Origin of the sequence: Burkholderia sp. BCC0044, from assembly GCF_902832955.1 — a bacterium.
Taxonomy (GTDB): domain Bacteria; phylum Pseudomonadota; class Gammaproteobacteria; order Burkholderiales; family Burkholderiaceae; genus Burkholderia.
On the sequence record NZ_CADFDO010000002.1, the window covers coordinates 146,765 to 162,340 of the forward strand.

The following is a 15,576-nucleotide window of genomic DNA, read 5'->3' on the forward strand; positions in this document are numbered from 1 at the left end:
AATAAGGATAACAAAGCATGTACCAGATGCAGGAAGGCACGTTGGCGCTGCCCGTGGAGTGGCAGGACAAAACGATGAACGTATTTGTGTCGGCAGCGACAGGCACGGAGGGCGTGAGTTTCGTGATCACGCGCGAGCGGCTGCCGTGGGGCATGAAATTCGCCGAATATGTGACAAGCGAAATCCGGAAGGTGGCGAAGCAGGTTCCAGATTACGCCGAGGTTGCAAATGAGGACGCCACCGTATCCGGGCGCACTGCGCACGTGCACGAGTTTACTTGGGCGAACAACCAGGCGCCCATTCACCAGCGGCTGACGATGGTGGAATACGGGCAGGTCGTGCTGATGCTCACTTTCACCGCGCCCGGTACGCTGAGTGACACACAGCGCGACCAAATCCGGGCGGTGATTCAGAGCCTTCAGTTGCGCGATCCGATCTGAGGCGGCAATGTCGGACACGCCGAATTACAACGAGCCGAGCGGCAGCGCACAGGAACGCCTCGATCAGATCGCCAAGCTGGAGGACGGTGAAGCCGCGAAAGCGGCCGAGCAGCCGTTTTACGAGCACCTGAACTATGGGATGCTCGGCGCCGATGCGGGTCTGACCGCCATTGAGGGGACGGCCGCCGGGCTGGGTGCCGCCGGTACGGCGCTGGCAGGTGGTGCGACCGGCGGGGCGGCGCTGGGTGCGGGCGCGGTTGCTGCGGGCACCGTCATGCTTCCGCTGGCGATTGCAGTCGGTGGCGCTTGGGCGCTTGACAAGGTTGGCGTGACGGGCTGGCTGTCAAAGGAGTTCACGCAGGTTGGCGATGCGCTGGGCCTCACCATCGGCCGAGGCGATCCGCACCCCGCATGCATTGGCGATCGGATTGCGCACTCGTCGGGTTTTATGGGGATTCTCGCCGGCATTGCCGTGGGGGTCGCGATTGGCGTGGCGGTGGCGGCGACCGTGGCAACAGGTGGACTCGCCGGCGCGCTGATCGTCGGGGCATGCATGGCGGGCGGCCTGACGCTGGGTAGTGCGCTCGCGTCAGCCAGCCAAAGTATGGGAACCAACTGTGGCGAGATCGTCACCGGTTCGAGCAATGTGTACTTTGAAGGTAAGAAAGTGGCGCGCGTCACGGACCTGGTGAAATGCGATCACCATTCCGGCGCGCCGCAGGCACTCGTCGACGGCAGCAAAACCGTGTTCGTCAACGGCCTGCCGCTAGTGCGGATCGGCCACGAGACTCACTGTAGCGGCAAGGTCAATTCGGGGCGCAACAGCATCTGGATCGACAAGACGACCGGAAATTATGGCCCGAAGAACCCGGAGTTGTCGGCGACTCAGGAGTTCCTGGCAGGTTTGCTCGGGGGGCTCGTAGGCGGTGGGGCGGGAAAGTTTGCCGGCAAGGGGCTGCGGGAGAAATTCAGACCTGAGCCCACCCGATCTGCGGAACAAAGGGGTATCAAGGACGAGAATCGACCGAAGTGCAAGGATCCGGTTGATCCGGTATCCGGAGAAATGCTGGAGATCCGTACCGATCTTGCCATTCCCGGAATCCTGCCCCTCGAGTTCAAACGACGCTATCGGACTCGATCGGACGATCACGGATTGCTCGGTCACCGCTGGTCGGACAACTGGTCGCAGCAATTGACGTTCGATGGTGGCCGCTTTGTTAGATTCCACGACGGCGCTGGCCTTGTGATCGGCTTTGACGCGCCGGATATGGCGCTCAACGGCATCAACTTGCGCGAACCGCGTTATCGGCTGGTCGGAAGCCGGCTCGATCCGCGCATCTTCGATCGCGATACGCGGCAACTGCGTATTTTCGCGCCGCTCGTTGACGGGCGTTCGTCTCGCCTCGAACGGATCGAGGATCTGGACGGCAACGCGATCATTCTTTCCTACGATGCTGCTGGCCGTTTGAGTGGCATGGCCCATAGCGATGGCTACCGGCTCGAGATTGCCTATCCCGGGCGCGACCGTCGGCTGCAACGGATCGTTCTCCATGATGCGGACGGTGGTTCCAGAACGCTTGTGGACTACGACTACCAGAACGGCATGCTTACCCGTGTGGCGAGCTTCCAGTTTGGGCAGTTCCACTACGCGTACGACGAACACGGCTGGATGACCCAATGGCGGGATACAGACCAGACCGATGTTCGATATCGGTACGACAGCGCCGGTCGTGTAGTCGAGACAGGTACGCGGCAGGGTTATCACACAGGTCGGTTCATCTACGAAGCCGGTCGCACACGCGTGATTGATGTCGATGGAGAATGGTCGTACGACTACAACGATGAAGGTCTTGTAACTGCCGAAACCGATCCGCTCGGCCATTGCACTTATTCCGAATGGGAGCTTGGTCGTTTGATGGCCCGGATCGATCCGCTTGGCCGGCGGACGGACTACCGATACGACGAGCGAGGCCAACTGACTTCGGTCGTCGAAAGCTCGGGGAGGACGGTTGACTTTGACTATGACGACGAACAGCGCCTTACTGGGGCGCGTTTGCCGAACGGTGGCACGATCAAGCTCGAGTACGACCATCTGTATCGGTTGATTGCACGTACCGAGCCGGACGGCAACAAAACGACCTATCGCTATGGGCCCCATGGCGAACTGCTGCGAGTGGTTCAAGGTGATCGCGAGACGCGCCTGGACTACGATGACCGGCTGCGGCTGACTGACATCGTATTGCCAACGGGTGCGCGCTTTAGGCGCAAGATAGACGCGCTGGGCCGGCTGTTGGAGGAGATGTCGCCCGACGGGCATGTGACACGTTTCGACTATGCTGATGGCCCGACCAATCCGCGCGGTCTGCTGAGCGCGTTGATTCGCCCTGATGGATCCGTGTCGCGGACGCGATACAACAGTGAGAGCCTCCCAGTCGAATGGATCGATCCGCTCGGTCGCACGATCCAGCGAACCTATGGCCCATTCGATTTGCTGACGGCGTCTATCGATGCCGCTGGTCATGCCACACGCTTCGAGTATGACCATGCGACTAGGTTGACGAAGGTCATCAACGCGCTGGGCGAGTCCTATACGTACCGCTACGACGCGGCTGGACGTCTCACGGCCGAGATCGACTGGGGAGGGCGCGAGACTCGATACGAGCGCGATCCTGCCGGTCGCCTGATAAGCAAGACGTTGCCGGACGGTGGGCAGTGGCGCTATTCGTACGATACATACGACCGGCTCATCGAGGTCGACGCGGGTGACGTGCGACTGGCCTACCGTTACGATGCAGCCGGAAGACTGGCATCGGCGGAGGTGCAGGGTGAGCGCTCTCACGTGACGCGCTTTGCTTACGACAGGAACGGACGCGTGATCGGCGAGGATCAGCATGGAGAACTGTTGCGGCACGTCTACGACGCTAATGGTCAGCGACGCCTGCGGATGACGCCTCGGCGGGAAACGGTCTACGCATATGATGCGTTGGGTGCACTGATCCAGGTGAGCGAGCTAACCATCCGGCGCGACGGCGTGGGGCGCGAGATCGGTCGGCAAGCGGGCGAGTTCATTGAGCAGCAAACCTACGACACGCTTGGCCGCATTTGCCGACAAATCGCGGGTCCCGCAGTTGCGTTCGATGCCTTACAAACCGATCCAGTCCGCGCGTTCGAGCAATTGACGAGGCAGGTCTATCACTACGACGCTGCCGGACAACTGGAGCGGGTCGACACCGACGCCGATACGCTCACATACCGACGTGATGCACGTGGCCAGATCGTCTCCGCGGAAAGTCTACTTCAGGCTGCCGAGCATTTTCGCTATGACGCGGTGATGAACATTGCCGCGCATGGGCGTCAAGCTCCTGTAGATGCTCATCATTATGGTCGGGGCGGCTTGCCGGAGCGAATCGGCTATGCACGCTATCGGTACGACGCCCGTGGCCGCACAATCGAGAAAACGGTCGAACAGCCGGGGTTTCGGCCGAAGACATGGCAATACACGTGGGACGGCCTTAACCGGATCGTAAAGGTCGTGACGCCTGAACGAGGTGTCTGGCTATACAAATACGATGCTTTTAACCGCCGGATCGAGAAGCAGCAAGCCGGCGGTCGCGAAGCAGTGAAATTCGTTTGGGACGGTTCGACGCTGGCTGAGCGCTGGATCGAGCAGCGGGACGGTACGACGGGACAGGTGGTGACGTGGCATATCGAGCCAGGGACCTTCTCGCCATTGGCGCAGGAGACTAATGATGGTCTGTACCCTATCGTGACCGATCAGGTTGGCCAGGCGAAGGCGGTGTTCGACGTACGCGGCAAGAGGATCTTCAAGGCATCCCATACACTCTGGGGGAAAGTATTGCCGGTACGAGGCGCAGCTAACGATGGCGATGTCGTCCCCATCGATGCGACATTGCGGTTTCCGGGACAATGGTTCGACGAAGAATTGGGCCTGCACTACAACCTGCATCGCTATTACGACCCGGACTCAGGCCAGTATCTGAGCGTTGATCCGCTCGGGCTTGCGGGTGGATTCCGGACCCAGGGCTATGTTCATGAACCCAGTGAGTGGGTGGATCCGTTCGGGTTACAACAATGCCCAGAACGAGAAGTCAATGGAACGAAGATATACGGCAAGGGACAGAAGGACGGAACACCGGGACACGACCAGTTCTCGGAGGTGATTGCCAACAAGCTTGCGATGAGTGGGAAATTCAAGGAAATCTATCTGAATCGATCTTACAATTTTGCTACGGATAATGCTGTTTCAGCGCGACGTCCCGACATTATGGCGGTGGATATTAATGGTAGGGTGCATGCGATCGAAATGGCATCCCGGACCGATATGGGGGCAAAATTGCGAACGCTGACAACGCGTAATTATGATGCAATGCAAAATCTCCCCCCAAATGAGCGCGGCGAAATTCTTGTGTTTGAGCATCCGTATGATGCGCAGACGATAAAGACGGATTTGGATAATTTGATATCAGGGATTTGAGGGAATATGAGCACGGGAATCGTAATTTACGGGACTAATCCGACTCAGGTCGTCTCCACTCTAGAGGTGGCTGAAGATCTATTTCGTCAATTGGGTTCGGAAGCAACCAGGGCGATGTTTTTAAAATTCGTCGTTCGAGGTGGGGAGAGAACTATTGACGATCAAGAAGTGTCTCTCCCTGATCTGAGGGCCAAAATATCGACTGGGGAAGTTTCCGCATTTCAGGTATTTAATGACGAAAAATCGGTTGGCGTTCCGGCCATGTCGTTTGGTTGCAATGTCCCGGAATTTGGGGGGTTGTCATTTGTTGATGTGCAGATCGAGAGGTCGGTTCGTGAGATAAATAAAGAAATAGAAAGATTTCTTGAGGATGTTGTGGCGCGCTTGAGTTGCAAATACGCCATTGCGTACGATGCGGAAAAGTCGTCGGTTGCGTATAAATACTCGACTGGAGTAAATTTGGTTAAGATTTTTCCTTTTGAGAATACGTCGCTTTTCACGCGAGAACTTCCCGGTAGGGTGCCGGGTTCGGTGAGTTATGAGCGAGAAAAACTCAGAATGATTTATCCTTTTAATGTACTCAATGATAATCACTTGGAAATCCGCGTCGACGATCTTTCGTTGAGGGAGTGGATCATATCTGACTCATCTCGAGGTTTCTTGAGAAATATTCCAAACAATATGTGGCTCTGGACGGTCGAGGATGCCGACTTGACCGAAGTAAACAACGCTTGCGGAGAAGCAGGAATATTGCTCGCTTGGCAAAAAGCACCCGCGAATAAGCCGGCGCGGAAACTGCCCTGAGGCCATTCTCCGAACGGTGCGAATCGTAAACAGTCGCCTGGTTCACATTCGTGCTACGGAGTCCGGCGAACAGCTAACCGCATGCCACGATCGAACTAACGCGTGGTGTGGATGGTGAACAACCGGACACACTGGTGCGTTATGCGTACAACGATGCCGGTGAGCTCGTGGCCGTGACCGATCGCAGTGACCACCTCGGGCGACGCTTCCCATACGAGCTGGCCTGACGGTCCAGCACACGTCGCACGACGGTTTGACGTGTTTCCATGCGTGGCAGGGCACCGGCCGCGACGCGCGTGTCGTGCGCCACTGGACCGACGACGGCGAAGCGTACACGTTCGACGCGGACCTTGCGCAGCGTTCGGTGACGATCACCGATCAGATCGGGCGCGTGACGCGCTGGACGTGGAACGAGGATCAGCAGCCGACGAGCCACACGGATGCCGAAGGCAACGTGTGGCGGCTCGAATGGAACGCGATGCGGCAGCTGATCAGCACGACCGATCCGGCCGGCCATGCCACTCGCTTCGAATATGACGAGCGCGGGCGGCAGACGCAGCGGATCGACGCGCTTGGGCAGGTCGAGCGGACCGAATGGAACGGGCACTACGATCTGCCGGTTGCGGAAATCGATCCGACCAACGCGCGATGGATCTATCGTTACGACGCGCGCGGCAACCTGACGATGACGCGCGATCCGGTGGGTTCCGCGACCGAGTATTACCGGGACGATCGCGGGCTCGTGCATACGATTCGCGATGCGCGTGGCGGGTACAAGTTCCTCGAATGGAATGGTCGGGCGCAGTTGACCGCGTATACCGATTGCTCCGGCAAGGTCACGCGGTTTGCGTATGATGCACGCGGTGCGCTCGCGCGGGTGACGGATGCCGCCGGCCATGCCACCGTGTACGAAACGGATGCGATGGGGCGGGTCACGGGGATCGGGACGGCGGACGGTGCGCATCAGACGTTTCGGTACGACGCGGCGGGACGTCTCGTTGAGGTCATTGATGTGAATCAGCGCAGCACGCGTTACGAGCTCAATCCGCGCGGATTGTTGCTGGCACGCACGGATGCGGCTGATCGTGTCGTGCGGTTCGGCTATGACGATGCGTTCCGGTTGGCGAGCTTGACCAACGAGAACCGTGAGACCTATCGCTTTCAGTATGACCGTCGCGATCTCGTTTCCGCACAGATCGGGCTCGATGGCCACAAGCGTACGTACGAGTACGACGTGTGTGGTCAAGGCACGATCGTACGCGATGGGCAGATCGAGACGCGATACGAGCGCGATGCGGTCGGGCGACTGACGGCGAAGCAAGCCGCACACGAGCGTTGCGAATACTTGTATGACAAGGCCGGCCGGATCACATCGGCCGAGTTGTATACGGTCGCCGCGCGCGGACCATCGCTGAAGAATCGCGTCAGCCTGAAGTACGACAAGCGTGGTGAGGTCGTCGAGGAATACACGCCGACCGGCTGGCTCGCACACACCTACGACGAGCTTGGCAATCGCGTCAGCACGATGATTTCTGGCGAGCGCACGATCGATTGGCTGCATTACGGGTCGGGGCATGTGCACCAGATTCGTTTCGACGGTGCCGCGGTTGCAGACATCGAACGGGATGATCTGCATCGCGAGGTGCTGCGGACGCAGGGCAAGCTGACGAGTCACTTCGGGTATGACGCGGTGGGGCGCCGTGCTCGGCAAACTGCGCAGCGAGGGACGGCGGGCGGCGAGTTGCTTGCGAAGCAGTGGCAATACGATGCAGCAGGTGACGTGATCCAGAAGCGTGACCAGCGTTACGGCACGACGAGCTATCGGTATGACCCGACGGGGCGCATCGAACAGGCAGCAGGGCCGGGACTGCCGTCGGAAGTGTTTCGCTGGGATGCGGCGGCCAACCTGGTGTCGAGCGATCACCCGGGCGGCTACGTCGAGCACAACCGGCTCAAGATGTTCGAGGACAAGCGCTTCGAGTACGATGCGTATGGGCGGCTCGTTCGCAAGCTGAGTGGGCATGGGCCGGCTAAGGAGTTGGTGCTCGAGTACGACGACTGGAACCAACTCAAGACCGTCGTGACGAAGGACCGGCTCGGCATCGCGACGACGCATTTCGAATACGACGCGTTCGGCCGGCGGATCCGGAAGCTCAATGGCAGTTATGCGAGTACGGATTTCCTGTGGGACGGCATGCGGTTGGTGCAGGAGACGTATCACGACCGTCAGGGCGAGGAAGCGCTAACGTATTTGTACGAGTCGAATAGTTATGTGCCGCTTGCCCGTATCGATCCGGGGAAGGCGGTGGCTAATGATGCGGATGTGGGGGATGCGGTTTATTACTTCCACAACGATGTTTCAGGGTTGCCGGAGGAACTGACTGACGCTGATGGCGAGCTGGTTTGGCAAGCGCGCTATAAGGTGTGGGGCAATGCGGTGCAGGAGGAGTGGGTTGCGCGGGCGCCGGATCGACCGACAGCGGTGTGGGGAAACGTTCAAGCGACTGCGCCAGCGTCGGCTCATGCACCGCGACCGCAGAATCTTCGCTTCCAAGGGCAGTATCTGGATCGTGAAACTGGGCTGCATTACAACACTTTCCGGTTTTACGATCCGGACATCGGGCGGTTCATCAATCCGGATCCGATCGGGTTGATGGGGGGAGTGAACCTCTATCGGTATGCGCCGAACCCGATCGCGTGGATTGATCCGTGGGGACTGTCATGTGGCTCGACAAAGGAAGAGCCTACAACGCGGGTTCGGCACTACACTAATCGAAAGGGATCTAATGCGATACGCGAAAGCGGTGTAATTAGGGCGCACGACAACAATCGCGTCTACGTTGAGCCCGCCAATAAAAAGCCATTGAGTCAGCTTGATGCTGAAACTAAGTATCAAATCAAGCGCGGTCGAGGGCGAGATTATGTTGAAATTGATGTTCCAAACAGTAAGCTCGAATGGGTTAAGAATCCGCGCTACGGTACGGAAGAACTTACGGTAAAGGGTGATATCCCCCTCACAAATCCAGAGATCGTTCAGCGGAGGTGATTATGTTGGAAAGCAACGAAAAAATCGAATTGTCGGGAAGTGAAGCCCTCTCGATTCTTTGTGAGCTTGAGTATTTGCTAATATCTTTAAGAAATATTGGAACATATTATCACGAACCTAGTAGAGAATTTGGCGATAGGGATTTGGAGTATCGCGCGGAAACGACGAGATTTATTGATGAAAATAAAGTAACCCAAAAGCTTGCGAAATTGAGGGAAATGATATCGGAGAAGTTCGACTCGTCGCTGGGTGATGATGATATGGACGACATTGAGAGGGCGGTGGAGAATATTAAGGTTTGGGAAAGCCCTGGGGACTAGTGTCAGTGTAATTTTGTTGAGAATTTTTGAGTGATTCGTGATGCCCGATAAACTTGGAATTTGCGTGATCGACGCGATCGAAGCGAAGGGCATTGCGGAAGAGTGTCGTCGCAGGGGTTGGCTGGTTATTCTCTTGCCCGAAAGGATAGCGTCAAGAAATCAGTTTTTCGATGCGATTCGTGACAATTTCCCCCTAGATCCGCCGTTACAGAGTAATCGAAGCTGGGACGCATTGGCTGACTCACTTTGGTCTGGTTTGGATGAAATGGATAACGAGAGAATTGCAATATTCTGGCCTGATTCGGACCGAATGGTCGCGGCGGAGCCAGATACTTATGCTATCGCGACAGGTATATTCGAAGACTTGTGCGTTTCGTTGGCTGATTCGAACGTTACGGCATCTAAGGCGAAGACTTTGTTGGTTTTTAAAATTAAAAACTAACTGAACTCGAAAATGAAGGATTTGGAGAGATTGAGGCTGCGCGGAGGAGGGTTCATGAATCGCTTTCGCTTGGAGTGCGACGCGTGTGGGCGGCTCGTTCGCAAGCTGAGTGGGCATGGGCCCGCTAAAGAGCTCACGCTTGAATACGACGATTGGAACCAGCTCAAGACCGTCGTGACGAAGGACCGGCTCGGGATCGCGACGACGCATTTCGAGTACGACGCGTTCGGTCGGCGGATCCGGGAGCTCAGCGGCAGTTATGCGAGTACGGATTTCCTCTGGGACGGCATGAGGTTGGTGCAGGAGAAGTATCACGATCGTCAGGGCGAGGGACCGGCGTCGGCGGTGAACTGATCTCATAGACCCGCTACGGAGAGCAAATGAAAATCTATATTGACGAGCGCGGCTTTATCCATCCGGAGTTGACCGAAGGAAATGAAATTCTGGGTGATTTCCTGGCAGGAGATATCCAGGGTAGCGTTTACGCGGCTGATGAGTACATAAATGCTTGTCGATCTGTTGAACGCGCTGACGCCAAGCGGTGGGAGGGTACGGGAAATGCCCACACTGTCGTCATCGAGAATGGTTGTGTGGAAATATTAAATGAGTATACTGGGAAGTATTTGAAAATAAAAAACATAGAGAATTTTAGAGCGTACGTGGAGGTATGGAAAGAATATTTGCTGGGTGTCAAATAGCGGCGTTTTTTTGTGAGTGTATTATTATTGATCGATCATTTTGAATTCCATGAATCAAGCTATTCTGAGCGTGCTTTGTTGTTATCGCGATCGAGACATTGATTTTTAGCAACTGCGCGAGTGGCTAGAAAACGAGGGTGCACCCGTGGCGGCGCAAATTGCACGAGTCCAGTTGCTGAAGCTACAAGGAGGAAGCGAGGCGCAAAGCAATGGAGTAGTCACGCAGTTGCTACCAGCATGCAAGTGCTGTCTTTCGGTCGGTTCGCTTGTTTGATGAACCAGCAGAGCAGCTTGGCGTTGCCCGACGATTGGTGCGAATTTGCGCACCCCGACTCGAAGTGTGATTGCGACCATGCACGAATCCAGGCGGAGCTTGAAGTAGAGCTTCACCCGGGCCATCCATTTTATGGGCGCAAGCTGAGAGTGATAGCGCATGCCACTGGTACCGATGACGTTCTTTGCGCTCACAGTGACGAGTCGGGGCGTTACTCGATAATTCACCTCACATGGGGAGGGCGCCCTGAGTTAGGTACCTGCCCAACTATCGATTTCAATGGCGACTGGAGTGGCGTTTGTCGTTATTTTGGCTATATCGCCGACGTGCTAGATCGCGTTGCAGAGGAAGAACGTCTCGGGCTGCGAGAGCCGATGACCACGTCGGGAACGTCGTCCCGGCCAATAGTGATTCACCGTAACGAGCAGAACGACGTCGAGTAAATCAACCCTGCGCGGTGAGAACTCCGCGCCGCACTCCTGATCTGAAGCGCCTCGAGTGCGTAGGCCATTTGAGGGACCTGCAGGAAAACCACAGGTGCGAACTGCGGCAGATGGTCGATTGCGCGTTGTGAGGTTTCTGGATTCGCACGTTCATCACAAGTGGCATCCACGTGCGTGCGCGCTCAAAAGCCTTGTATTGGCTACACGAGTATCGAGCCGATGCACATCGTCGAGTCCGACCTCATAGAACTGTTTCAAATCGTCACGCTCGGATCAATCGTGTTCCGAACAGATGGCGCATGCGCCGACGTGCACGTCATTACCGTCAACATGCGCAATAACCAGAAAACTGACCAAGCCGCGTACCTATGCCCAATGGCTAACGTGCGATCAAATGCGTGCCAATGATGGTTTAATGAGCAATGTCCAACTGATGATGATCGTGTTGCCTGCAGCGCACGCGAACGGAAGTGCCACACGCACTGATCCTCTATCGAAGCATCGCTTCCATCGATTCACCAACAAAGGAGGAATCCAAACCATAAAAATGCCGCAGTAAACGAGCGCGGGCCGCAAGTGCTACCAACACTCACGACCCGCTAACCACAGCCAACTGAACAGGAGTTGCCCATGGCTAAGCCGAATCATAAAGCACGACCACCGAAGACGGAACGCTTCGTCACGATCCAGGAAATGTGGGGTACCCCGAAGACCATGGATCCGAGGCCGGAAACGTTTTATCCGTACATGAAGATTGGTGGAATGTGGCTGATCAACGATGCGTGTTTTGTTCCGGGCCGCAAGGCGCGGATCGATATTGAGCCGGGCAGGCTGATCATCACGCAGCTGTAAGCGCAACGCCGCGGGATGCGGCCGCGCTGCGCGACGTCGCGCAGCGCGCCGGACAGGGTAGAGCAGCCGCAAGCGGCAGCCGCCCAAAACCGCACATCACCAAGCGATATCGCAAGACGACCGCGACGTCCCCGCACCGCCGGTAGCCGTGCATTTCGTCCCCGATCCGTTGTCGTAGAACGTCCGCGTCTCCGGCTGCGGCACCGACGGATCGAACGGATTCGGCGCCCTGTGCGGACCACGTGGCGCATCGTACGGCCGCTGCGGCGCATACGAGCCGCCGCTACCAGCCGGCCGAGAGCCGTTCGCGCGCAGGTATTCGTTCCAGTTCTGCTCGCGCTGCTCATGCCCGGGCACCGCGCGACCCAAACTATCGCTCCCACCCGCACCAAGCGCGACGCGGTTCGGAGCCGAGACAAAGTCGGGTTCGTGTTTAAAAGAAGGCGGCGATGTCACGAGCGCATCGCTTGTCACCCGCACCGGCCGCGTATCCGGCGTATCGAACGGGCTCCGTTCGCCGGGCGCAGCGAACTGCACCCGTCGGCGGTTCATCCGCGCCGCATGTCCATCATCCCGAACAGCCGCACGCCGCTCTGACCGAAACACATTGGCCCCGACTGACCGATCGGTCAGCGCATCGCGTCCCGAAGCATGGGCAGTCGAAACAGAAAGCGCGCACGCAATCGCGGCGGCGGAAGAGAGGCGGATAGGGCAATTCATGGATGATCCGAAGCAGGTGATGTGCATTGAACAAAACGGCAGATCACTGGCTGGCGGCTGGGCGACGAGGGGGCGTCGAAGCGGCCCTGAAGCGACTGCGAGGCGCGGCGGGCGCGACTGGCAGGGGAGGCTGGCTGGATTGCAGAAGCGAGCCCGCATTATTTCATGGAAATCTCAAAAACCTTTCAATCACACTAGCTTTGCTGGCAAACAGAAAGATTTTCCGTCTCATCGAGCGCCCCGTCCTGGTGCGCGTTCGCACAATCGTCAGTTGATTGATTTTCCCCGAGCAGCCCCTCGATAGCCCGAAAAATGCGAAACCGAGAACCGCCCCTCGCCGAACACCAAGCCCAGCAAGGAACCCACCCCGATCCCCCTACCGAATAGCAACCCAATTGCACCCAAATCAACCGTCCCCGCCTCCCGCAGGTTGCGCCCCCATCGCCACCCACCCATCTCAAAAATCTACGTGTTTTCCCTCAGTCGACAGGCATTTTTGACAGACGATTGAAAAACGCCCATATAATTTCGGCTGCCTTGCCAACAGCTGTCGGACCATCCCTCCGAATGAGCGATTTGGCAAGCGGGGCAGGCGAAACGCTTGCGCAATGCAAGACGCATCACGATGTCTTTCCGAACCAGACGTCCCCTTCGGGGACTGCAAGAGCCGGGCCCCGCTACGCAACATTCCGCTGGAGTTCCGTCTTCTATGTGTCTCGGGCGTGTCCCATGTCCTCGCCCCGGGTGCTGTTCGATTGCGCAAGTCATGCCGCCTTTGCCCGTATGACTAAACAACATCGAGGAGCTCCCAGATGACGCTGTCCCGTCTTACGTCCATTTCCGTCGCCGCCGTGCTGTTCGCCGCCGGCGCCGCCGCCGCGCAAGCGGAAACCGTGAAGATCGCCATCGCTGGTCCGATGAGCGGCTCGGTCGCCCAATACGGCGACATGGTGAAGGCCGGCGCGCTGACCGCGATCGAACAGATCAACGCGGCCGGCGGTGCGGGCGGCAACAAGTTCGAAGTCGTGCTGATGGACGACGCGTGCGAACCGAAGCAGGCCGTCGCCGTCGCCAACAAGATCGTCAGCCAGAAGATCAAGTACGTGATCGGCCACGTGTGCTCGGGTTCGACGATTCCCGCGTCGGACATCTACGAGAACGAAGGCATCGTGATGGTCACGCCGTCGGCCACCGCGCCGCAGCTGACGGAAGGCAAGAAGCGTCACTTCATCTTCCGCACGATCGGCCGCGACGACCAGCAAGGCCCGGCCGCCGCGCACTACATCATCAACAACGTGAAGCCGAAGAAGGTCGCGATCCTGCACGACAAGCAGTCGTACGGCCAGGGCATCGCGTCGTCGGTGAAGAAGGACCTCGAAGCCGCGAAGATCCCGGTCGTGCTGTTCGAAGGCATCAACGCCGGCGATTCGGACTACTCGGCGATCATCACGAAGCTGAAGTCGCAAGGCGTCGATTTCGTCTACTTCGGCGGCTACCACCCGGAAATGGGCCTGCTGATGCGCCAGGCGCGCGAGCAGGGCGTGAAGGCAACGTTCATGGGGCCTGAAGGCGTGGGCAACAAGGACGTGACGGCGATCGCCGGCCCGGCTTCGGAAGGCATGCTCGTCACGCTGCCGGCCGACTTCTCGGCCGATCCGGCCAACGCGGCGCTCGTGAAGGCGTTCGCGGACAAGAAGCGCGACGCGAACGGCCCGTTCCAGATGCCGTCGTACGCAGCGGTGAAGATCATCGCCGACGCGATCGCCGGCGCGAAGACGACCGATCCGACGAAGGTCGCCGCGTACATGCACAAGACGACGTTCGACACGCCGATCGGCAAGGTCGCGTATGACGCACAGGGCGACCTGAAGGCGTTCAAGTTCGTCGTCTACACGTGGCACAAGGACGCGACGAAGACCGCCGCCAAGTAAGACGGAGTACCCGCCCGCGCACCCGCCCTGTCCGAAACCCGGACGGGGCGGGTGCGTATTGGCCGCGCCTCTGACCCGTGCGCGCCAAAGGGCGGCCCGAGACGACACCGTGCGTTGCGCGCGGCCGACCGCCGTGATCCGGCGACGGCACGCGACCCAGCGCCAACGGGAGCTTCCCGCACATGACTGACTTCCTTCCTCAATTCGCCCAGCAGCTGGTCAACGGCCTGACGCTGGGTGCGATCTATGCGTTGATCGCCATCGGCTATTCGATGGTCTACGGCATCATCGGCATGATCAACTTCGCCCACGGCGAGATCTACATGATCGGCGCGTACGTGGGCCTCGTGACCCTGACGGCGATCGGCATCTCCGCCGGCTATCCGCTGCCGCTCGTGCTCGGCGCCGCGCTGATCGTGTCGGTGATCGTCACCGGCCTGTACGGCTTCGCGGTCGAGCGCGTCGCGTATCGTCCGTTGCGCGGCGGCCCGCGCCTCGTGCCGCTGATCTCCGCGATCGGCATGTCGATCTTCCTGCAGAACTACGTGCAGATCGGCCAGGGCGCGCGCGACGTGTCCGTGCCCGTGCTGATCTCCGGCGCGTTCGAGATCCATCTCGGCGGCGACTTCGACGTGACGATTCCGTATGCGCGCCTGTTGATCGTCTGCGTGACGCTGGTGCTGATGATCGCGCTCACGCTGTTCATCTCGCATTCGCGGATGGGCCGTGCGTGCCGCGCGTGCGCCGAGGACATGAAGATGGCGAACCTGCTCGGCATCGACACGAACCGCGTGATCTCGTTCACGTTCGTGCTCGGCGCGATGCTGGCCGCCGTCGGCGGCGTGCTGATCGGGCTGACGATCGGCAAGCTGAATCCGTATATCGGCTTCGTCGCGGGCATCAAGGCGTTCACCGCCGCGGTGCTCGGCGGGATCGGCAGCATCCCGGGCGCGATGCTCGGCGGCGTGCTGCTGGGCCTGGCCGAAACCTTCGCCGCAGGCTACATGCCGGCCGAGTACAAGGACGTGGTCGCGTTCGGCCTGCTCGTGCTGATCCTGCTCTTCCGCCCGACCGGCCTGCTCGGCAAGTCGGACATCGAAAAGGTTTGAGG

12 protein-coding genes are annotated in these 15,576 nt (G+C 58.6%); 11 read left to right on the forward strand and 1 reads right to left on the reverse strand.

Translation table 11 applies throughout. The features are described 5' to 3' along the window. The first annotated feature begins 17 nt into the window (after positions 1-17). From HWX14_RS09290 to HWX14_RS09330, 9 genes are all read left to right on the forward strand, one after another. On the forward strand, positions 18-440 hold the full coding sequence (locus HWX14_RS09290) for a DcrB-related protein (protein ID WP_175882463.1): 423 nt from the start codon (positions 18-20) through the stop codon (positions 438-440). 7 nt (positions 441-447) lie between these two features. Beyond that, the gene (locus HWX14_RS09295) at positions 448-4,935 is read left to right on the forward strand and encodes a DUF6531 domain-containing protein (RefSeq protein WP_175882464.1); all 4,488 of its coding nucleotides are present in this window, start codon (positions 448-450) and stop codon (positions 4,933-4,935) included. A gap of 6 nt (positions 4,936-4,941) precedes the next feature. After that, complete coding sequence (locus HWX14_RS09300) at positions 4,942-5,739, forward strand: hypothetical protein (RefSeq protein ID WP_175882465.1); 798 nt, start codon at positions 4,942-4,944, stop codon at positions 5,737-5,739. A gap of 301 nt (positions 5,740-6,040) precedes the next feature. Then, positions 6,041-8,785 carry an RHS repeat-associated core domain-containing protein gene (locus HWX14_RS09305; protein ID WP_244130186.1) on the forward strand — a complete coding sequence of 915 codons (2,745 nt, stop codon included), beginning with the start codon at positions 6,041-6,043 and terminating at the stop codon, positions 8,783-8,785. Positions 8,786-8,787: 2 nt separating this feature from the next. Further along, entirely contained in the window at positions 8,788-9,105 is a 318-nt protein-coding gene (locus HWX14_RS09310) for a hypothetical protein (RefSeq protein ID WP_175882466.1), read from the forward strand. A gap of 40 nt (positions 9,106-9,145) precedes the next feature. Continuing rightward, on the forward strand, positions 9,146-9,547 hold the full coding sequence (locus HWX14_RS09315; protein WP_175882467.1) for a barstar family protein: 402 nt from the start codon (positions 9,146-9,148) through the stop codon (positions 9,545-9,547). 54 nt (positions 9,548-9,601) lie between these two features. Continuing rightward, a complete protein-coding gene (locus HWX14_RS09320) occupies positions 9,602-9,901 on the forward strand; it encodes an RHS repeat domain-containing protein (RefSeq protein ID WP_175882468.1) in 300 nt (99 codons plus the stop codon). Between the two features lie 26 nt (positions 9,902-9,927). Then, positions 9,928-10,245 carry a hypothetical protein gene (locus HWX14_RS09325; protein WP_175882469.1) on the forward strand — a complete coding sequence of 106 codons (318 nt, stop codon included), beginning with the start codon at positions 9,928-9,930 and terminating at the stop codon, positions 10,243-10,245. A 1,347-nt stretch (positions 10,246-11,592) separates the two neighbouring features. Beyond that, positions 11,593-11,814: a hypothetical protein gene (locus HWX14_RS09330; protein WP_059721886.1), complete on the forward strand. Its 222-nt coding sequence runs from the start codon at positions 11,593-11,595 to the stop codon at positions 11,812-11,814. A 96-nt stretch (positions 11,815-11,910) separates the two neighbouring features. Here HWX14_RS09330 and HWX14_RS09335 read toward each other — a convergent pair whose 3' ends face one another. Further along, entirely contained in the window at positions 11,911-12,561 is a 651-nt protein-coding gene (locus HWX14_RS09335; protein WP_175882470.1) for a hypothetical protein, read from the reverse strand. A gap of 785 nt (positions 12,562-13,346) precedes the next feature. On the opposite strand from HWX14_RS09335, the gene HWX14_RS09340 reads away from it, so the two are divergent. Together HWX14_RS09340 and livH are read left to right on the forward strand one after the other, a co-directional pair. Beyond that, complete coding sequence (locus HWX14_RS09340; RefSeq protein ID WP_175882471.1) at positions 13,347-14,465, forward strand: branched-chain amino acid ABC transporter substrate-binding protein; 1,119 nt, start codon at positions 13,347-13,349, stop codon at positions 14,463-14,465. 182 nt (positions 14,466-14,647) lie between these two features. Further along, on the forward strand, positions 14,648-15,574 hold the full coding sequence (livH, locus tag HWX14_RS09345) for a high-affinity branched-chain amino acid ABC transporter permease LivH (protein WP_175873899.1): 927 nt from the start codon (positions 14,648-14,650) through the stop codon (positions 15,572-15,574). Positions 15,575-15,576: the final 2 nt, after the last annotated feature.